Raw genomic sequence first — 20,297 nt, 5'->3', positions numbered from 1 at the left:
AGCTTAAATACATACTTAGAGGAAGGATGATTTTGATGGAGAAAAAGGTGAATCATCAAGCCCTTTGGCTGGCAGTTGGGGTGGCCCTTGGGGTTAGTATCGGTACAGCGACCGGGCAGATTGGACTGGGCATTGCCTTCGGTGCTGCTCTTGGCGTTGTCATCGGTTCGGTGGTCAGCAAACGGACGGGTGCTGATTCCCATGAGATGTTAAGCGAGCATGTTCTGGAACTGCACAAGCTGCAGGACTGGGGAGAGGCCCTTCAACGCTCGCAGGAGCATCCAGTGCTTTTGCTGAAACACAGCACAACTTGTCCCGTCAGTGCACGAGCATATAGAGAGTTTATGGCTTTTGTCGGCACGAATGCATCTGATCCCAAACAGACGATGGAATATCGGATGGTGAAAGTTATTGAGAATCGTCCGTTATCCCGCCACATTGCGGAAGAGACCGAGGTTCGCCATGAATCCCCGCAGGTGCTGCTGCTCGACCAAGGGCAGGTCATCAAACACACTTCACATGGACAGATCACCAAAAAACGACTGACGCAGTGGGCGGAGAATCCATTTGGGTGAGTTGGGCAAAACTACCTACGGGTGATGACCTTAAGGGGGTAATGCGCACATATCTACATGATCTGTCCAAAATTAATGTGGATTTGGACTTTCCGATAGAGCCACCCCTGAATGATGCAGATCAATCAGAAAAGGTAGTGCAGCTTTCCTTGCCTATTCAAGTAAGTCAGGTTACTCGTGTGAAAGAAGAACTTAAACAGCTGTCATCTCTGTATAATGAGTTTCACATTCTCACCTATGCTATTGATGATGCGTATCAAATATCCGAAGTAAAGCACTATTTGCCTAATCCGCATGATAATATAGCCTATTTTATAGAAGATCTGTCTGATCTCATCTCAGGTGCGGAACTTAGCGATCATGAACGTGAAGTTCTCGCGCCTGACGTGGACGATATACTTGATCCGGCAGCATATGATATCGAAATTTTAGAAGAAGAGCGGCAGGGGTAACCCACCCCTAGCCTCTATAAGTTGAACTATTTAATTACACCGAAACGGAGAGGACAGAAAAAACCTGAAAAAGCGAAGCCTTCGCCTTTATCACCGGATTTTCCCTTTGAAAAAAGGGGATCAAAAAAATCTGGGGATAACAGCGATTGGAAGGTTGTTCTGTCATCGGAGTGGTCCGTGTAATCATCTTAGTTTAACTTATATTTTAAGGAGGGAACCGTGTGTTCATGGGTGAAAATCTGACCAATCTGCGCATCATGCATGGTTATTCGAGAAAGGAACTTTCCGAAAAACTGGGTGTGACCGAGCAGGCGGTCTGGCAGTATGAAAATGCGTACACTTCCCCCAAAGTGCCTATCGTTAATGAATTGAAACGGATTTTCAGTGTGAAAAGCAAGTATTTTTACGAAAAGGACAAACTGGCTGAACATAATAACGCAGCCAACATCAATGTGATGAACATCGCGTATCGATCCAAAGTGATGAATGTGATCTCCAAGACGCAGACAGAGGCCAAGCATGTGGAGTATCTGGATACCTTTGTAAACTATATTACTGCTCAGCTCAGCCTCCCCACCTTGAAAATCATTCAGCTCAGGGAAGAAGCGATCCAGTACATGAATCACTCACAGGATGATCGTGCAGCCCAAATCCAATATGTTGCAAAGCTTGCAAGGCAGCGATTGAATCTGGAGAGGGTGACCAATGAAAACCTGATGTTCTGGATTGAAAAAAGCGGAGTATATGTCTTCGAAAAGGCAATTGGTGAAGGAAGCGATGCATACAGCCTGTGGACGCGAGAGGATCGCCCTTTCATCATTTTAGGCAATATTAAACGGTCGGCAGTACGTAGAAATTTTGATATTGCCCATGAACTGGGTCATTTGCTGCTTCACTATCGTTTGGAGTTCGTGAATCTGGATCGGAAAGAGCATAAGGTCATCGAAAATGAAGCCAATCTGTTTGCCGGTGCGTTTTTATTGCCGGAAGAAGAGTTTACACAGGATATGCAGAGCATTTCCCAGGTGACCAATCCGGATCATTATCTTGATTTGAAAAATAAATGGAAAACATCCTTGCAGGTGTTAGGTTACCGTGCAGCTAATCTGGGATTGATGGATGCTAAATCACATCGTAATTTTTATGCAGCCATGCATCGAAGAGGATATCTGGAGAGAGAACCTTTTGATCAGACGATTCCTTTGCAGACACCTATGCGGGTTCGGACGATCATTGACCTTCTTGCCAATAAAGGTCTTGTCGATATTCGGTATATGGTTGAGCAGGATTGGAAAGTGGAGACCTCTTTCTTTCATCATATGACCGGAATCAAGCCAGAGTTTTTCAACAAATATATGAAAAGTAGTCCGAATGCCAAGGTTCGTGATATGAAGGGCAAGACTACCCGCAGTTCTTAAAAAGGGATAACTTACGCAATGTAATCCTAGATGGATATACATTATGGATATACATTTACGATGGACCCGTTCTTTCAGCTGACTGCTGAGAAGAGCGGGTCTTTTTTACGCTTTTTTTACAGCCATAGCTGTATTTCTTTACCCCCTTTTTACAGCGATTCATATTACGATTTTACTGCAGCAAGCAAGATGAACGGTGGAAGAGAGGGATGAAGGACGCATGGTTAATGATGCAGCGATGATTGGACTGATCGTACTGTTGTTTGCGGTGTTTTGGGGATTTGTGAAGTTTTGCGAGAAGGCCTGAGGGAAGAAAGGGGGGTTCTAAAGGATGATCTTCATCGGCATTATTGTTCTGGCTCTGATGGTCTACCTCGGGTATGTACTCGTCAAACCTGAGAAGTTTTGACGCTGTTATTCATATTTTTGACCTGCTGCTCTGATCGTGGTCAGAAGCGAGTAACAAAAAGCAAAGACACGTTTACGTTTAGTTGATTAGGGAGGATATGCAGATATGGGTATCGGTGTAGTGCAAGTAGCGGTCACGCTACTCATCATATTGTTACTGGTGAAGCCAGCAGGCAGTTATTTGGTGAAGGTATTTGACAGGCAGCGAACGGGACTTGATCGTGTATTTGGCGGACCGGAGCGATTATTGTATCGGCTGATGGGTGTACGGGAAGATGAAACGATGGGGTGGAAAAAATATCTGTCTGCCGTGCTCATCTCCAATGCGGTCATGCTGATCCTGATGTTTCTGGTGTTACGGCTGCAAAAGTTCCTGCCCCTCAATCCGGATGGGATCGATAATATGTCGGCAGCGCAGGCCTTTAACACAGCCGCCTCGTTTATGACCAATACCAACTGGCAGTCCTATACGGGCGAGAACACTCTGTCGTATCTGTCACAACTGCTGGCGGTAACGTTTCCGATGTTCACCTCGGCGGCAACAGGATTTGCGGTAGCGATTGCTTTTATTCGCGGATTAGTAGGCCGCCGGGATGATCTGGGTAACTTTTATGTCGACCTGGTTCGGTCGATTACTCGTATTTTTTTACCGCTCAGCTTCATCGTGGCCTTGTTCCTTGTATTTCAAGGGGTGCCGCAGACGCTGGCCGGTGCGGTGGACGCATCCACATTGGAAGGAGTACAGCAGACCATTACCCGTGGGTTAGTGGCTTCGCTGGAGTCGATTAAACACATTGGAACCAACGGAGGGGGTTGGTTCGGCACCAATGCTGCTCATCCGTTTGAGAACCCCACGGCACTGAGCAATCTGGTGCATATCGTTTGTATGATGCTGCTGCCCACGGCGTTGGTCTATGCATTTGGCTTGATGGTAAACAATCGGAAACAGGGCTGGGCGCTGTTCGCCGCGATGGGTTTTCTATTTGTGGCGATGCTTACAACCGTGTTTGTATCCGAGTATCGGGGAGTGCCTGCGCTGGATGCAAATGGACTACAAACCAATATGGAAGGTAAAGAGGTCAGGTTTGGCATTCCCGAATCAGCATTGTTTACGGCAGTGACTACAGCGGCAACGACGGGTTCAGTGAACAACATGCATGAGTCACTCACTCCACTTGGAGGTCTGGTTTCTCTTGCTCAGATGATGCTGAACAATGTATTTGGCGGAAAGGGCGTAGGTCTGCTGAACGGCCTGCTGTATGTGATCATTGCGGTATTTATTTGCGGCTTGATGGTCGGACGAACACCGGAGTTTCTGGGCAAAAAGATTGAAGGCAAAGAGATCAAGCTGGCTTGTATCGCCCTGCTGATTCATCCGTTGATTATTCTCGTGCCAACTGCGCTTGCTTTAATGCGGCCTGAGACTGCGGCATCCATCTCAAATGGCGGCACGCATGGACTGACCGAGGTGCTGTACGCTTTTGCCTCCGGTGCTGCCAATAACGGATCGGCTTTTGCCGGACTGAACGCGAATACAGACTTTTACAACATCACGATCGGCATTGTTATGCTGCTGGGAAGATATATCTCGATGATTGCCATGCTTGCGATCGCAGGTTCACTTGCCGTGAAAAGGGTTGTTCCGGTCACTACTGGAACGCTTCGGACACACACACCGCTATTTGCTGGCATTTTGGTGATGATGATTATGGTCGTGGGTGCCCTGACATTCTTCCCGTCGCTTGCACTCGGCCCGATTGCAGAGCATCTGGCGATGGTTCAATGAGTAAAAAGGGCAAGTCATAACGTATGGAGGTGGCATTCCCGATGAATGCAGTGGAACGAACGCAAGAACGAAAACATCAAAGCAGCAGTCATGCTCATCATCATCCTGCATCCAAAAAGTCTTTAAATAAACAGATGGTATACCAAGCCATGCGTGATGCATTCAAAAAACTGAATCCGATGGTGATGATCAAAAATCCAGTCATGTTCATTGTAGAAGTCGGTACATTTATCACACTGCTGTTATGTTTTGATCCCCACTTGTTCACCGCATCTGATGCAGGGCGGGGGTACAATGTGGCTGTATTTTTCATTCTGCTTTTCACGCTGCTGTTTGCGAACTTCGCCGAAGCGCTGGCGGAAGGGCGGGGCAAAGCACAGGCTGACACGCTGCGCAGGACTAAATCAGATACGATGGCCAATCAAGTGCAGAAGGACGGGACACTGAAACAAGTTGCTTCGACCCAGTTGAAAAAAGGGGACCTCGTCCGTGTGGAAGCCGGGCAGCTCATTCCAACGGACGGCGAAATTATAGAAGGGTTGGCCTCTATCGATGAATCGGCCATTACAGGGGAATCGGCTCCGGTAATCAAGGAAGCCGGCGGTGATTTCTCTTCGGTCACCGGAGGTACGCGGGTTACCTCCGATTACATCATCATGCGGGTGCAGACAGACCCCGGCGAATCGTTTCTGGACCGAATGATCTCTCTTGTGGAGGGTGCACAGCGTCAGAAAACGCCAAATGAGATTGCCTTGACTACACTTCTTGCCGTATTAACGCTGATTTTCCTGATCGTCATTTTGACGATGGTTCCTATGGCGAACTATCTCGGCATTCGGCTTGATCTGGCAACCCTGATTGCCCTGCTCGTCTGCCTTATTCCGACTACGATCGGGGGGCTGCTGTCCGCCATTGGTATTGCGGGCATGGATCGGGTGACACAGTTTAACGTGCTCGCCATGTCAGGGAAAGCGGTTGAAGCAGCTGGTGATATCGACACATTGATTCTGGACAAAACAGGCACGATCACATACGGCAACCGTATGGCTTCTGAATTTATCCCTGTTCAGGGTGTAACTGTACCCGAGATGACACGGGCGGCGCTTCAAGCTTCGGTGCGAGACGAGACGCCGGAAGGCCGCTCTGTAGTGGAGCTTGCAGGCAGGCAGGAACAGACTTGGGCGGAGAGCAGTTACATGGATGCCGAAACTATTGAGTTTACCGCCGAGACACGTATGTCTGGTCTGAATCTGAGCGATGGAACGAAAATCCGTAAAGGCGCAGTAGATGCAATCAAACGGTATGTAACTGCCGAAGGTGGACGTGTACCGGGCGATCTGGATGAGATTGCGGCACGTATTGCCAAGGCCGGGGGTACGCCGCTGGCGGCAGCCATTAATGACCGGATCTACGGTGTAATTTATTTGAAAGATACCGTGAAACCCGGTCTCAAGGAGAAATTTGCCGAGATGCGTGCCATGGGCATCAAAACGATTATGTGCACAGGTGATAACCCACTAACAGCAGCAACGATTGCACTCGAGGCGGGTGTGGATGATTTTATAGCGGAAGCGAAGCCTGAGGACAAGATTGCGGCGATCAAAAAAGAACAGCAGGAGGGCAAGCTTGTCGCCATGACCGGCGACGGTACGAACGATGCTCCTGCCCTGGCCCAGGCCGATGTTGGCCTGGCGATGAATTCGGGAACCATGGCGGCCAAAGAAGCAGCCAACATGATCGACCTGGACTCTGACCCGACCAAGCTGTTGTCGGTCGTCTCTATAGGCAAGCAGCTTCTGATTACGCGGGGCGCATTGACTACCTTTTCGATATCCAATGATATTGCCAAGTATTTTGCCATTATTCCAGCCATGTTCATTCTCGCCATGCCGCAGCTTCAGGCACTGAACATTATGAATCTCTCTTCACCGCAATCTGCGATTCTGTCGGCACTCATTTTCAACGCAATTATTATTCCGCTGCTCATCCCGATTGCAATGAAAGGCGTGAAGTATCGGGCCATGTCAGCCGAACGGCTGCTGAGCCGTAATGTGTTTATTTACGGTATCGGCGGTGTGATTGTACCGTTTATCGGTATCAAGCTGATTGACCTGATGTTGTCGGGTTTGATGTAACGGGAAAATAGAGAAGAGATGTACTGCGTTAGTATCGCGAGAATAATAAATTCGGATTGAACGGTAACCAGCTGCATCCTAATCAAAGGGCAGTACCTATAAGTCTTTTGTCTAACTTAATACACTAAATCCATTCAGGAAGTGATTTGTATGAAGATGTTTATACCGGCGCTGCGGTTGGCGGTTGTGCTGATGCTTCTCTGCGGTCTGGCCTATCCTCTTATAACAACAGGGGTGGCTCAGCTGCTGTTTCCTTCACAGGCGAATGGCAGTCTCATCACTCGTGGCGGAAAGGTCATCGGCTCCTCTCTGCTCGCGCAGGAAGTGAAGTCACCGGGGCTGTTTCAGCCTCGGGCATCCAGCGCTAAATACGATCCGACCGCTTCCGCAGGTTCGAATCGTGCAGTTGCCTCACCGGAATATATCGCAGAGATGAATGATAAGTTAGCTGTGCTCCGTCAGGAAAATCCCACTCTACCTCATCAGATTCCTGCCGATCTGGTTACTGGCTCCGGTTCAGGACTTGACCCGGATTTGTCTCCTGAAGCGGCTGAGACGCAGATTCTCCGGATCAGCCGAACGACAGGACTAAGTGAGCAGCAGTTGACCGAGCTTATTAAAGAACATACGCAAGGCCGCCAGTTGGGTATATTCGGTGAGCCGCATGTCAATGTAATGGAGCTAAACCTGGCACTCACTGCAGCACAACGGAAGTAGAAAGGAGGCTCCTTCTCATCCTGGAGGGGGCTTTCCCTATTGTTGCGGAAGGGAGGATGTAAGCATGGAGGACAGCTTTAAGCGCAAATCTCCTGAAGAAATGCTCCACCTGATTTCGAAGCTGCAGGAAGGCACACTGAAAATCTACATTGGTCCGGTTAGCGGTTCAGGCAAAACCTATCATATGCTCAGGGAAGGCAATCATTTACGCGAACAGGGCGTAGATGTGGTGATCTGTGCTGTGTCCACGATGAGAAGACCTGAAACGGTTGAACAGCTTGGTGAGCTTGAGCGCGTACCCAGCATTCACTGGACTCGGAGCAGTGACGGAACAGAGATGAAAGACTTGAATCTGGATGCATTGCTGGTACGTAATCCCGAGGTTGTACTGGTGGATGGGTTGGCTCATCGAAACCGGAAGGGAGCAGTACATGCAACCCGGTTGGAAGATATCCGTTTCCTGCTGCGCCACAACATCAGCGTTATGACCACGGTGAACGTATATGAACTGGAGGGTTATACCGAACTGGCAAGACGGCTGACGGGAATCAAGGCAGCATATACCGTGCCTGCAGATACACTGGAACTTGCAGATGAAGTGAAGCTGATCGATGTTACACCAGAAACCATTTTGACTCGTTTTGCTGAAGGTCACCTGGAGAGTCACGGCAGCACAGCCGTTTTTCAGGAAGGCAATCTCGGCATTTTACGTGAGCTTGCGTTGAGACTTGTAGCAGAAGGGGTTAATGAATCTCTGCGTGAACATCGGGAGGAAATGGGTCTTCCGCCCACAACAGGCATTATGGAACGTATTCTTGTCTCCGCGCAGTACCACTGGAACGGTTCGATCTACATTCAGCGTGGACAGCAGATTGCCCGTCGATTGAACGGGAGCCTGCATGTCGTTGTCTTCCGTCAAATGAAACAGCCGCTAACGAGGGAAGCAGCGGTATTTCGCCGCAGCATGATGAAACTGGTGGAGAAAATCGGCGGACACATGGAGGAGCTTCCGGTCTTACACCGTCGCAACATCCCTGCCGCATTGGCACAGTGTGCTGTCAAACAGCAGATTACCCGGATTGTCATGGGGCATTCGCGGCGTACACGCTGGCAGGAGTTGTGGCAGGGCTCCATCATTAATGCGCTGCTTCGCAAACTGCAGGGTGTTGATCTGCTGCTTGTGGCGGATCGGTCAGCTCGTGAGGGTGAGTGGGTTGTTCCAGCGAAGGTGAACGATATGCAGCCCAAGACCTATCGCAGACTGAGTGAACAGGAGATGAATGAACAGATTGAACTGATTCGGCGTGGTACGTTCAAAATCTATATCGGGGCTGCCCCAGGTGTGGGCAAAACCTACATGATGCTGCGGGAAGGTAATGATCTGCTTCAAAAAGGCATCGATATACGGATCGGGCTGCTGGAAACACATGGTCGAGCAGATACGGAGAAACAGATCGGGCAGTTACCCGTCATTCCGCGTGAGCAGCGCTTGTATCAAGGGACGCAGCTGGAGGAAATGGATACCGAAGCGATACTGCAATTACATCCGGAAGTTGTGCTGGTGGATGAGCTGGCTCATACGAACGTGCCGGGCAGTAAGAGAAAAAAACGCTATGAAGATGTGCTTCGACTGCTGGACGCAGGCATATCCGTCATTACAACCGTGAATGTGCAGCATCTTGAAAGTTTAAACGATGCGGTGGAGCAGATCACAGGGGTGCGGGTACGGGAAACCGTGCCTGATCGAATTATTCAATCGGCAGATGAGGTGCAGCTGATTGATGTGGCGCCTGGGGCCTTGCGGCAGCGCATGCGAGAGGGTAAAATCTATGCAGCTGCCAAAATCGAACAGGCACTTGTGAACTTTTTTAAAATGGGCAATCTGATTGCGCTGCGTGAACTGGCTCTGCGCGAGCTTGCAGATGATGTGGATGAGCGGCTCGAATCACAGGCATCAGCACGTACACTTCGGGGTCCATGGCGGCGTGAGGAATCCGTTTTTGTATGTGTCAGCAGCGATCGGCACGCTGAGCGTTTAATTCGTAGAGGTTTTCGGATGGCTTATCGTTTGAAGGCAGCCTGGCATGTCCACCATGTACACATCGGTCCGGCTATGAGTAGTGAGATGAAGCTTCATCTGGCAGGTTTGGAGCAGCTCACTGTGAGGCTCGGGGGTCATTTTCACGTCCATTACAGCTCGAAGCTGGGTGAGGTGCCTGGTATTTTGACTGCAAAGGCTGCGGAAGCGAAGGCGACACAGCTTGTGGTGGGGCAGGCTAAGCGAGTTTGGTGGCTGAATGGTCACCGCGGATCGGGTTCCGTGGTGAACAAGCTTGTGCGTCTGTCGAGGCATATTGATGTATTGATCGTGGCAGATGATGATTATAGATAAAGCAGGTGGAATTCAATTTGTCGGAGCATATGAAAAAGGGCAGGCATAAGAAAAGTAAACAGGAGCCGTTCCGCTGGAGAAGGTCCCCTGCTTATATATGGGTTACACTTGGCATCATTCTGTTAACTGTCGTACTTCATGCCACCCGCATGAGTGGTGACTTGGTGAATGCTGCCTTGGTTTATTTGTTTCCCATTCTGATCAGTGCTGTATATTGTGGAATGGGACCTGCTGTGTATGCGGCAGCGCTCAGTATTGTTATGTTTGATTTCTTTTTCGTTCCACCTTACCTCAGTTTTACTGTGGAAGATTTGCAGTATCTGATCTCGTTCGCAGTATATCTGGCAGTTGCTGTTATGACGGCCAGTCTTGCAGGTCGGCTGCGGCATCAGCTGGAGAGGGTTAAATCACGGGAAGCAGCAGCGAATGCCTTGTATGATCTGAGCCGCCAGATCACTGCGATTACGGATCTGGATACCCTGCTGGATAACATGACTCGCCAGATATCCCTGATGATAGGGAGTCCAGCGGCTATTTATCTGCCGGATCAGCAGGGTGAAATAAAGCTTGGGATGAACTATGCATCTGATCAAGATACAGAGAGAAGTGTCTGGGGAACCCGTCCCTCGGAGCTGGCTATCGCGGATTGGGTGTTTAAACACGGACAGACTGCGGGCAGAGGATCACCCAAACTCGGGGAATCCTCCGGCCTGTACGTTCCGCTTCGGATAGAGGATCGCATTCACGGTGTACTTGCCGTAGACATGACCGCTGGAGAGACGGAGAAACAGCAGGAGCAGCATCTGCTGCTGGATGCCTGCGGAAGCCTTGCGGCAGGTGCCATCGCTCGGATGAAGCTGGCTGAGGAGGCTCGCCTTTCCCAGATTACCGCCGAATCCGAGCGTATCCGAACTGCACTGCTGGATTCCGTCTCCCACGAACTGCGCACACCTTTAACCGCTATTATCGGCTCGGCTGCCGGACTTATTGAGAATGACCACCTTTTTACAGCAGAGGACCGAAAAGAATTGACTGGCAACATCCGCGATGGCGCACTGCGTATGAATCGTCTGGTGACCAACCTGCTGGGGATGGTACGGCTGGAGAGCGGCATGCTGCAGTTGAATCGCAAATGGTGTGACGTAGGGGATATGATCAGCATTGTACTGATGAAGGTGAGGGAATTCAGCCTTCATCATGAGATTGCGGTGCAGCTGCCGGAGGAACCTGTATTTTATTACGGAGATGAAGTGCTCTTGGAACAGGTGCTTGTAAACATCGTCAGCAACGCGGTTAAGTATTCACCCAATGAGAGCAGGGTTACTATTCAGGTTAAGAAGGAAAGAAATCAAGCTTCCCTGACCTTCATCGTAGATGACCAGGGGATCGGCATTCCGGAGCCGGAGCGCGCTCGCATTTTCGATAAGTTTTATCGTTCTCCATCCACGCAGCATATTACGGGAACCGGATTGGGGCTTGCCATCTGCAAAGGTATCGTGGAAGTTCACGGAGGTACAATTCAAGCTGAGGCAAATCCGGATGGGGGAACGAGAATACGTATAGAACTGCCTGAGGGAACAGAAGAATTGCCGTGTTCCTGTTCAGGGCAAGGAGAGGTTGGAGAATAGATGAACGACGCATCAGGAGCTCGTATTCTGGTGATTGACGATGAGCCGCAGATTCGCAAACTGTTAAAAGTGACTCTTCAGGCTCACCAGTATGAGCATTACGAGTGTGCTGATGGGGAGGACGGAATTATGCAGGCAAGCATCATGCATCCTGATTTGATCATACTCGATCTCGGTTTACCAGGAATGTCCGGCATGGACGTACTTCACCGGATAAGGGAATGGTCACAGGTGCCGATCATTGTGCTTACAGCGAAGGATCAGGAAGCGGATAAAATTGCTGCACTGGATGGTGGCGCAGATGATTATGTGACCAAGCCGTTTGGCATGGGTGAACTGGTGGCCCGAATCCGGGTGGCGCTGCGGCATGTGGCCAAAACAACCGATGAACCGGTTCTGCGCTTCGGTTCATTGGTAATTGATTTGGCTCTCAGACAGGTTGAACTGGACGGGGAGCAGGTCAAGTTAACGCCGACGGAATATGAGATGCTGAAGGTGCTTGCCTCCAATGCGGGTAAAATTATTACCCAGCGTCAGCTTCTGCAGCAGGTATGGGGTGCACAGCATCATGAATCAGACAGTCACTATCTGCGGATTTATGTGGGCCATTTGCGTAAAAAGTTAAAAGAAGACCCCACCCGCCCAATCTATATCCAGACAGAACCAGGCATCGGATATCGCTTTCTGCTGCCTGCGGAGTAGCAGTATGTTACAAGTTTCAGTGAGGACAGTACAGTGCGATGTATACGTTTCAGGGATCTCGGTAAAGTACGGCGAAAAAGTTCATGGTCTTCTTAAAATAAATTCAAAGAGCACCGTCCCTTTAACATTCTAAAGGAACGGTGCTCGATTTTTATATTATGAGAATTTGGGCAGCCAGTCGCCGTGGGCTTCAATCAAATCGTCGCACATGGACACGATGTCGTCCATGGAAAGTTCAGCTGCCGTGTGTGGATCAAGCATAGCTGCATGGTAGATATGCTCTTTTTTACCCGTCATTGCGGCTTCAATGGTGAGCAGTTGCGTGTTGATGTTGGTGCGGTTCAGTGCTGCCAGCTGCGGCGGCAGGTCGCCAATGTATGTTGGGCTGATACCGGAACCATCAACCAGACAAGGAACTTCGACACATGCTTCACGCGGCAGATTAGTGATGAGTCCGTTATTCATGACATTTCCGCCGATCTTGTACGGTCGATCTGTCTCCATGGCTTCCATAATATGTGAAGCATATTCGCGGCTGCGGGTATGCTGAATATTTTCGCTTGCGAACAGCTTCTCCCGCATCTCCTTCCACTCTGCAATCTGGTTTACACAGCGGCGCGGATACTCATCCAGCGGAATGTTGAAGCGTTCGATCAGTTCAGGGTAGTTACGTTTGATAAAATACGGGTGATACTCCGCGTTATGCTCGGAGGACTCGGTTACGTAGTAACCAAAACGGTGCATCAGTTCATAACGTACCATATCGTCATGGGTTTCCTGCTGCTTTTGTCTCGCAAGTCGTTTGATCTCAGGATAGAGATCCTGTCCATCTTTTGTAACCTCCAGCAGCCATGCCATATGGTTAATACCAGCAATCTTGGCGATAACACCTGTCTGATCGATCCCCAGCGCATCGAAGAGATGGGGTACGCAGACCTGCACACTGTGGCACAGTCCTACCGTTTTGATCCCGCCATGCACGTTCATAACATTAGTAAGCACAGCCATCGGATTCGTATAGTTCAGGAACCAGGCATCCGGGCATACTTCCTGCATATCCTTGGCGAAGTCCAGCATCACCGGGATGGTGCGCAGGTTGCGGAAGATGCCGCCAATGCCGAGGGTATCGGCAATCGTTTGACGCAGGCCGTATTTCTTCGGAATTTCAAAATCGGTGATCGTACACGGGTCATATCCGCCGACTTGAATTGCATTAATTACATATTTGGCTCCGCGCAGCGCTTCCTTGCGGTCATGATATGTCTTCACGGAACAGCGGCTGCCCAGCGATTGGGCCAAGCTGGTTAACAAGCGCTCGGAGTCGCCGAGACGCTCGGCATCAATATCAAACAAGGCCAGTTCAAAATCCTGCAGAGCCTCCGTCATCATGACATCACCTAATACATTTTTAACAAAAACGGTGCTGCCCGCACCAAGAAACGTAATTTTATTCATCCCATGTTCATCCTTCCCGAAAAAATGTTGTACCCCAACTATAGGCCGAACAGGCTCATATCACTATGGTTCAACCCCTCCCAAACATGGCATAATCCCATTTATGTTTTCGTTTTCATGAATAATTTGCGTTTTTCACCTGTTATAATTTAGTGTGAATACAAGTGGGGACTATCCAGGTTTCATTTAAGATAGTTGATCATCAACGTCGAAAGGAGGTTAACATGAGCCGGAAAATTGAAATGAATGTCGTTTCTGCGGGCTGGACACAGATGGAGCTGGTCTTATTATTTTATGGATGGGAGGCATGTGATCCTGCCCATTATTGGGGACCGGGGGTACGTGATTCCTATATTGTGCATTACATTCATGAAGGCCATGGCACGGTGTATATGGATGATCGGAAATATCATCTGAGTGAGGGCCAAGGATTTCTCATATTACCCGACACAGTTATCCATTATGAGGCCGATGCAGAGGAGCCATGGACATATTCATGGTTTGGCTTCAGAGGTGTACAGGCAAAAGCCTTTATGCAGCGTGCACAGTTAAGCGAGGCCCATCCGGTGTTTACTGCTCATGAACCGAATACCATGGCAGCGCTGTATGATGAAATGCTTAGAGCAGGAACGAGCCAACTTCCAGGAGGAGATGTGATGCATCAAAGTTTGTTATACCGACTTATGGCAGCGTTAATTGCATCCGCACCGATTAAAGAGGAAGAAAGCCCGCTTCTTTCGCCCAAAGAAACTTATATTCGGCAGGCTGTGCAGTTTATGGAGAACAGGTACAGCCAGCGCACCTCAATTCTGGATATCGCACAGGCTGTCGGGCTGGATCGAACCTATTTATCAGGATTGTTCAAAGAGCGATATGGCAAGTCACTGCAGGCCTTTTTCCTGGAGTATCGCATGAATCGTGCAGCGGAGCTGCTGCGCAACCCGATGCTGTCCGTGAGTGAAGTAGCCCACTCCGTTGGATACACCGACCCGCTGCTCTTTTCCAAAATGTTCAAACGTGTGACAGGCATATCGCCGAAGGGTTCGCGAGTGCGAGATTAGCCGCATTTATCAATTTCAATATTGAAAGAAAAGTTTTGAACATTATTCCGTATGCCGCTATACTGATACAGAAGTGCAGCAGATAACAACATTAAGCTGAATTAAATACGTGGAACTTGGTGCTCTGTCCGCTTGGACAGAAGCTTAAAAGGGAAGTCCGGTGTGATGCCGGCGCGGTCCCGCCACTGTAACAGAGGAGTCAGGCAGCATATCCACTGATCTTGGGAAGATCGGGAAGGAGCTGCTATGGTGATGATGCTGAAGCCAGGAGACCTGCCAGGTTTGACAAACACAGCAGTACCCTACGGGAGATAGGAAGGTGTTTAAAGAGCATGATTTTTTCTGAAAATCTGTTTATTTAAGACGTCCTCATTCCGTGTAACGGAGAAGGGCGTCTTTTTGGATTGAATGGACATAAAGATATGCGCAATACATCGGGAAGGACGTTTTTCATTGGGCAGATATATCGTTAAACGATTATTACAACTGGTTGCCGTTCTGTTTGGCATTACCTTCCTGACATTTCTATTAACCTATCTTTCCCCTGGCGATCCCGCCAGACTGATGCTGATGTCCACTGGAATCACACCTTCGGATGAGTTGGTCAGACAAGTGAGAGTGGAACTGGGATTGGACAAGCCGTTTCTGGTTCGGTATGGAACGTGGCTTGCGCAGGTGGTCACCGGAGACTTTGGTACGTCATATAAGTATGACCGTCCGGTAATGGAGGTGCTGCTGGCGCGTCTTCCGGCAACACTCCGTTTAACGGGAAGTGCCATGCTTCTGGTGATATTGATCTCTTTTCCGCTGGGAATCATCTCGGCTGTACGGCGAAATCAATGGCTGGATTATATGATTCGTCTATTTTCCTTTGCCGGTTTGTCCATGCCAAGCTTCTGGCTGGGTATGCTTCTGATGCTGGTGTTTGGGGTGCAGCTGAAGCTGCTGCCCGTCATGGGCAGTTCCGGCTGGAACAGTCTGATCCTGCCTGCGGTCACGCTGGCCATTCCGCTGATTGCGCAGTACAGTCGGCAGATTCGTGCAGCGATGCTGGAGGAGACCAGTCAGAATTACGTCATGGGGGCGAGGGCAAGAGGTGTGAAGGAGTCAATCATCATATGGCGCCATATTTTGCCGAATTCACTGCTGCCGATAGTGACCCTTCTGGGTATGACAACAGGTGCACTGCTCGGCGGAGCAGCCATAGTCGAAAGTTTATTCGTATGGCCGGGGGTGGGACAGATGGCAGTGGATGCGATTTTTACACGAGACTATCCTTTGATACAGGGATATGTGATCTGGATGGCGATCATCTACGTTACGCTGAATCTGCTTGTTGATCTATGGACACATCTGCGTGATCCGCGCATTCGATTGGATGTGGACATTTAGATGAGCGCAGCAATTCGAGCATGGCTGACACAACGCCGCAGCTTTGTATTTGTGCTGTCTCTGGCCGGGAGCTGGATCATTCTGGCTCTGATTGCCCCACTGCTGGCTCCGCATGATCCACTCGCCACGAATTTTGCCAAAGTGCTGCAGCCGTCCAGCCCCGAATATCCACTTGGGACGGATCAGCTCGGACGATGTGTCCTGTCTCGACTTCTGTACGGAGCAAGGACTTCACTGCTGCTTACGTTTGTGATGATTGGGATCGTCTTCAGTTTGGGTGCAGTGGTTGGTGTAATTGCAGGTTTTGTCCGGGGAGTGGTGGACACGGTGCTTATGCGGCTGTGTGATACATTGATGGCGTTTCCGGGATTGATTTTTGCAATTGCCGTGGTAGGCATGTTGGGCCCAGGATTGTTAAATACCGTAGCGGCACTCTCGGTGGTCTGGTGGGCAAAGTATGCACGCATGGCCCGAAGCTTGGTCATTTCTCTTCAGCAAAAAGAATTCGTCACTGCTGCCGCTTTCAGCGGTGCGCGTAAGATTCAGATCATTGGCAGAACGATCCTGCCTAACATGCTGCCTCCCCTGATCGTGATGGCGATGATGGACGTGGGCGGCATGATGCTGTCCATCTCGGGACTTTCTTTCCTGGGACTTGGTGCACAGCCGCCTGACCCGGAGTGGGGAGCGATGTTAAATGAAGGCAGAAGGTATCTGCAGACCGCGCCATGGTTGTTAATTTATCCGGGGGTTGCGATATTCAGTACGGTTATCATTTTTAATTTGCTGGGAGACAGTCTGCGAGATGTGCTCGATCCCAAGAAAAATACAGGTTAACTGAAGGGATTGTGAAGGATGAGGAATGTTCAACGAAAGTGGCTGTTTGCTCTTATGTCTATGATGGTCATTATGGTGCTCACCGCTTGCGGCAGCGGCAAAAATTCATCGGCTTCGACATCATCGAATGCTGCGGAAAAATCATCAGATACAGATGCGAGCATCTCAGGTGCTGCAGGGAATAAGTCTCATCTAAATATTGCCTTGTTCTGGCTGGGCAGCAGCCTGGACCCTGCGGAAGAGTGGAACGGCTGGACGCTGACACGGGCCGCAATAGGAGAGACGCTGATTCAGTTTGATGAACACATGAAGATGGTGCCCAAACTCGCAGACAAGTGGGATCGGGTTGACGATACGACCTGGCATTTTCATATTCGTGACGGGGTAACATTTCATAATGGCAATCCGGTGACTGCTGATGCGGTGAAAAAATCAATCGAACGATCCATCTCGCTGAACGAGAGAGGTCAATCGACACTGCCGATTGCATCAATGGCTGCCAAAGGGCAGGATCTGACGATCAAAACAACGCAGCCGGATGCCTCACTGCTGGGCAATATTGCTGAGCCGCTTTTCATTATTGTGGATACGAGTGCAGATACATCGAAATTCAAAAGTGCGCCGATAGCTACCGGGCCGTTCATGGTTACAGGATATACACCTGACCAGGAGATTCAGGTTAAGAAATACGATGGGTACTGGGGCGGTGCGGCCGATCTGGACACGATGACGCTGAAATACATCAAGGATGACAGCACACGTGCACTGGCACTTCAATCAGGCGAGATTGATGCAGCAAGTAATATAGGACGCAGCAATATGTCTCTTTTTCAGGACACATCACAATACACTATTGATGAAATACCCAGTCTTCGTACTCAGTTTGTATGGTTTAACACCAGCCATCCGCTGCTGAGTGATCCGAAGGTTCGCCGTGCGATCTCTTACGGAATCGATCGCGAGAGGTATGCGAATACGCTGGTAGGTGGACAAGCAGCCAAAGGACCATTTACCTCTGCTTTGCCTTTTGGGTACGACAAGCTCAAAGGATACAATTATGAACCGGATAAGGCCAAACAATTGCTGGATGAAGCTGGATATAAGGATACGGATGGAGACAGTATACGGGAAAAAGATGGGGAAAAGCTGTCGCTGCAGCTCATTCTCAATGCAGCGTACGAGTCAGATTCCGTTGTGGCGGCTGCGATGCAGTCTCAACTGAAAGAGATTGGCGTTGGTCTGGAGCTGACCTCGTATGAGGATCTCACCGATCATCAGAAGAGCGGAAATTATGATTTAGCCCTAACGAGCATTAACACAGGCATCACGGGTGATCCGCAGTATATTCTAGACTTTTATTTCAAGACAGGTGCGGAGTGGAATGTGGGTGGATACAGCAATCCGAAGTTGGATCAGCTCATTGAGGGACTTCACTCAGAGTTTGATGTGGAGAAGAGATATGCTCTAGCAGCGGAAGCCCAGCAGCTGATTTTGGACGATGCCGCTTATATGTTTTTGACATACACGCCGATTAATATTGTCAGCAAAAGCAATGTCAAGGGCGCGGCGATGTACCCGATCGACTTTTATCTGCTGGATCGCAATATCAAGGTTGAGCAGTGATGATGCCGCCGCGTGCAGTAACAGCATCTCTTCTTGAAGTGAAAAATCTGTCTGTGAGCTACAAGGAAGCGGCTCCGTCTTTGCGGGAAGTATCGTTTTCCATGAGGCAGGGAGAGATCATAGGTATTGTAGGTGAAAGCGGCAGCGGGAAGTCCACCCTGATTCGGGCTTTACTGGGCCTACTGCCTGTGGGCGGGCAGTACAAGGAAGGAGAGATTACTTTCGGGGATCGGGTGCTGCTGCGCGGCTCACAGCAGCATTGGCAGGGGATGCGCGGGAAACGAATTGCGACGGTATTTCAGGATACGGGTTCCTATCTGAATCCGATTCAAAGCATCGGGAGTCAGTACGTAGAGGCAATTCGTGCCCATCTTCCAATGTCCCGGAAAGCGGCTCAGGCCCTGGCTGTCCGCGCGCTTGCCCATGTGGGGCTGGATAATCCAGAACAAGTTATGCGTTCATATGCTTCGCAGCTCAGTGGTGGTATGAAGCAGCGGGCAGCGATTGCGATGGCTGCTGCGCTGGAGCCGGAACTGCTGCTGGCGGATGAACCGACAAGTGCGTTGGATGTTACGACTCAAAATGAAGTCATGAAGCAATTAAAGAAGCTTTGTATTGAAAAGGGAACCAGCATGATACTGGTGACACATAACATTGCTGTTGCAGCCCATATGGCAGACCGCATCGGTGTGATGTTAGACGGCAGATTGGTGGAACTGGATGATACGCTGCATGTCATATCGAATCCGGTTCATGCGTATACGCGCAAGCTGCTGCAGGCTGTACCCGAACTGGAGGGGAATGTACATGACCGATGACAAATCACCGATTCTGAGATTGAACAGCGTATGCAAAACGTACGAATTGAAAGGACAGCAGGCTGTTCAGGCATTGCAAAACGTGAATCTGGCAGTATATCCCGGGGAATGTCTGGGCATTGTCGGGCAGAGCGGGAGCGGCAAAAGCTCCTTGGCCAAATGTGTGACGCAGCTGGAGCATGTGAATTCAGGGGAGATTTGGTATCGTCAGCAGGAGATCACCCGTTTGAGAGGTGAGAAGCTGCGCCAGATGCGTAAACAGATTCAGATGGTCTTTCAGGATCCGTCGATGATCTTTAACCCACGTATGAAGATAGGCATGTTCATCTGTGAACCTCTCTTGAATTATAAATTAATGAAAGGCCCGCAGGCCGTTCAGGAGACACGCAAGCTCTTGGAACGAGTCGGGTTATCTGCATCCGATGCGGATAAATACCCGCATGAATTAAGCGGCGGGCAGCAGCAGCGGGCTGTGATCGCCCGTGCAATTGGTGTAAGGCCCGAGATTATTATTTTTGACGAGGCTACCTCTGCACTGGACGTTTCGATCCAGCAGCAGATTCTGGATCTGCTCATGGAGCTGCGCAGGGAGACAGGAGTTTCCTCCATCTTCATATCACATGATCTTGCTGTGGTGCAGCAGGTAAGTGATCGCATTGCAGTCATGCATCAAGGGAAAGTAGTGGAGGTTGTGGACAGTGCAAGGTTGAGCAGTTCGGCGAATCATTCCTACACGAGAAGTCTGATGTCCTCGGCGTTGTCCTTACGAAAGCTGAAGGATGAAATGCAGAAGCGAGAACGTGTGGTGGTTCTGGCGGAGAGCATCTAAGTTCATTATACGGAAACGGGGTTATCTGGAGTGAGTGGATCAGGCAAATTCATTCACTCCAGATAACCC

At 49.7% G+C, this 20,297-nt stretch carries 16 protein-coding genes, 1 pseudogene and 1 riboswitch; of the genes and pseudogenes, 16 read left to right on the top strand and 1 reads right to left on the bottom strand.

What is annotated here, in order from left to right:
* The first annotated feature begins 35 nt into the window (after positions 1-35).
* The 10 genes and pseudogenes from ytxJ to ABXS70_RS24800 all read left to right on the top strand — a co-directional run bounded on the left by ytxJ (position 36) and on the right by ABXS70_RS24800 (position 12,213).
* Positions 36-575 (top strand): bacillithiol system redox-active protein YtxJ, encoded by a 540-nt coding sequence (gene ytxJ, locus ABXS70_RS24845; RefSeq protein ID WP_366296772.1) that lies wholly within the window; start codon positions 36-38, stop codon positions 573-575.
* A 41-nt stretch (positions 576-616) separates the two neighbouring features.
* Positions 617-1,027, top strand: a complete 411-nt coding sequence (locus ABXS70_RS24840; protein WP_366291646.1) for a hypothetical protein — start codon at positions 617-619, stop codon at positions 1,025-1,027.
* Positions 1,028-1,248: 221 nt separating this feature from the next.
* Positions 1,249-2,445, top strand: coding sequence for an XRE family transcriptional regulator (locus ABXS70_RS24835; RefSeq protein ID WP_366291644.1), 1,197 nt, complete (start codon positions 1,249-1,251; stop codon positions 2,443-2,445).
* A 331-nt stretch (positions 2,446-2,776) separates the two neighbouring features.
* Positions 2,777-2,854, top strand: a complete 78-nt coding sequence (locus tag ABXS70_RS24830) for a potassium-transporting ATPase subunit F (protein WP_366296770.1) — start codon at positions 2,777-2,779, stop codon at positions 2,852-2,854.
* Between the two features lie 111 nt (positions 2,855-2,965).
* A complete protein-coding gene (kdpA, locus tag ABXS70_RS24825) occupies positions 2,966-4,639 on the top strand; it encodes a potassium-transporting ATPase subunit KdpA (protein ID WP_366296768.1) in 1,674 nt (557 codons plus the stop codon).
* A gap of 116 nt (positions 4,640-4,755) precedes the next feature.
* A pseudogene (gene kdpB / locus ABXS70_RS24820) lies at positions 4,756-6,774 on the top strand (potassium-transporting ATPase subunit KdpB); the annotation flags it as partial.
* Between the two features lie 150 nt (positions 6,775-6,924).
* The gene (gene kdpC / locus ABXS70_RS24815; RefSeq protein ID WP_366291641.1) at positions 6,925-7,491 is read left to right on the top strand and encodes a potassium-transporting ATPase subunit KdpC; all 567 of its coding nucleotides are present in this window, start codon (positions 6,925-6,927) and stop codon (positions 7,489-7,491) included.
* A 64-nt stretch (positions 7,492-7,555) separates the two neighbouring features.
* Positions 7,556-9,883 carry a histidine kinase gene (locus tag ABXS70_RS24810; protein ID WP_366291638.1) on the top strand — a complete coding sequence of 776 codons (2,328 nt, stop codon included), beginning with the start codon at positions 7,556-7,558 and terminating at the stop codon, positions 9,881-9,883.
* Positions 9,884-9,900: 17 nt separating this feature from the next.
* Positions 9,901-11,511 (top strand): ATP-binding protein, encoded by a 1,611-nt coding sequence (locus tag ABXS70_RS24805; RefSeq protein ID WP_366291635.1) that lies wholly within the window; start codon positions 9,901-9,903, stop codon positions 11,509-11,511.
* Entirely contained in the window at positions 11,512-12,213 is a 702-nt protein-coding gene (locus ABXS70_RS24800) for a response regulator (RefSeq protein WP_366291632.1), read from the top strand.
* A gap of 156 nt (positions 12,214-12,369) precedes the next feature.
* On the opposite strand, the gene ABXS70_RS24795 is transcribed toward ABXS70_RS24800, so the two are convergent.
* Positions 12,370-13,668, bottom strand: a complete 1,299-nt coding sequence (locus ABXS70_RS24795; RefSeq protein WP_366291629.1) for an alpha-glucosidase/alpha-galactosidase — start codon at positions 13,666-13,668, stop codon at positions 12,370-12,372.
* Positions 13,669-13,892: 224 nt separating this feature from the next.
* Between ABXS70_RS24795 and ABXS70_RS24790 the strand changes: the two genes are divergently transcribed.
* From ABXS70_RS24790 to ABXS70_RS24765, 6 genes are all read left to right on the top strand, one after another.
* Complete coding sequence (locus tag ABXS70_RS24790) at positions 13,893-14,729, top strand: AraC family transcriptional regulator (RefSeq protein WP_366291626.1); 837 nt, start codon at positions 13,893-13,895, stop codon at positions 14,727-14,729.
* A 100-nt stretch (positions 14,730-14,829) separates the two neighbouring features.
* Positions 14,830-15,025: riboswitch (cobalamin riboswitch) on the top strand.
* A gap of 157 nt (positions 15,026-15,182) precedes the next feature.
* The gene (gene nikB / locus ABXS70_RS24785) at positions 15,183-16,121 is read left to right on the top strand and encodes a nickel ABC transporter permease (RefSeq protein WP_342553796.1); all 939 of its coding nucleotides are present in this window, start codon (positions 15,183-15,185) and stop codon (positions 16,119-16,121) included.
* A complete protein-coding gene (gene nikC, locus ABXS70_RS24780; protein ID WP_342553797.1) occupies positions 16,122-16,958 on the top strand; it encodes a nickel transporter permease in 837 nt (278 codons plus the stop codon).
* Between the two features lie 18 nt (positions 16,959-16,976).
* Positions 16,977-18,581 (top strand): ABC transporter substrate-binding protein, encoded by a 1,605-nt coding sequence (locus ABXS70_RS24775; protein WP_366291622.1) that lies wholly within the window; start codon positions 16,977-16,979, stop codon positions 18,579-18,581.
* A complete protein-coding gene (locus ABXS70_RS24770) occupies positions 18,581-19,399 on the top strand; it encodes an ABC transporter ATP-binding protein (protein ID WP_366291619.1) in 819 nt (272 codons plus the stop codon). Before ABXS70_RS24775 ends, ABXS70_RS24770 begins: the two co-directional genes overlap by 1 nt.
* On the top strand, positions 19,389-20,228 hold the full coding sequence (locus ABXS70_RS24765) for a dipeptide/oligopeptide/nickel ABC transporter ATP-binding protein (protein ID WP_366291616.1): 840 nt from the start codon (positions 19,389-19,391) through the stop codon (positions 20,226-20,228). The genes ABXS70_RS24770 and ABXS70_RS24765 overlap by 11 nt, the downstream gene beginning before the upstream one ends.
* Positions 20,229-20,297: the final 69 nt, after the last annotated feature.

The organism is Paenibacillus sp. AN1007, from assembly GCF_040702995.1.
Lineage (GTDB): Bacteria > Bacillota > Bacilli > Paenibacillales > Paenibacillaceae > Paenibacillus.
The sequence above is the reverse complement of the archived record's forward strand: the minus strand, read 5'-3'. Positions and strand labels throughout refer to the sequence as shown.

Bases quoted from the DNA above. Each gene is read 5' to 3' on its own strand.
- ytxJ (WP_366296772.1), top strand. From the start codon at position 36: ATGGAGAAAAAGGTGAATCATCAAGCCCTTTGGCTGGCAGTTGGGGTG.
- ABXS70_RS24840 (WP_366291646.1), top strand. From the start codon at position 617: ATGCGCACATATCTACATGATCTGTCCAAAATTAATGTGGATTTGGAC.
- ABXS70_RS24830 (WP_366296770.1), top strand. From the start codon at position 2,777: ATGATCTTCATCGGCATTATTGTTCTGGCTCTGATGGTCTACCTCGGG.
- kdpC (WP_366291641.1), top strand. From the start codon at position 6,925: ATGAAGATGTTTATACCGGCGCTGCGGTTGGCGGTTGTGCTGATGCTT.
- ABXS70_RS24810 (WP_366291638.1), top strand. From the start codon at position 7,556: ATGGAGGACAGCTTTAAGCGCAAATCTCCTGAAGAAATGCTCCACCTG.
- ABXS70_RS24800 (WP_366291632.1), top strand. From the start codon at position 11,512: ATGAACGACGCATCAGGAGCTCGTATTCTGGTGATTGACGATGAGCCG.
- ABXS70_RS24795 (WP_366291629.1), bottom strand. From the start codon at position 13,668: ATGAATAAAATTACGTTTCTTGGTGCGGGCAGCACCGTTTTTGTTAAA.
- ABXS70_RS24790 (WP_366291626.1), top strand. From the start codon at position 13,893: ATGAGCCGGAAAATTGAAATGAATGTCGTTTCTGCGGGCTGGACACAG.
- nikC (WP_342553797.1), top strand. From the start codon at position 16,122: ATGAGCGCAGCAATTCGAGCATGGCTGACACAACGCCGCAGCTTTGTA.
- ABXS70_RS24775 (WP_366291622.1), top strand. From the start codon at position 16,977: ATGAGGAATGTTCAACGAAAGTGGCTGTTTGCTCTTATGTCTATGATG.
- ABXS70_RS24770 (WP_366291619.1), top strand. From the start codon at position 18,581: ATGATGCCGCCGCGTGCAGTAACAGCATCTCTTCTTGAAGTGAAAAAT.
- ABXS70_RS24765 (WP_366291616.1), top strand. From the start codon at position 19,389: ATGACCGATGACAAATCACCGATTCTGAGATTGAACAGCGTATGCAAA.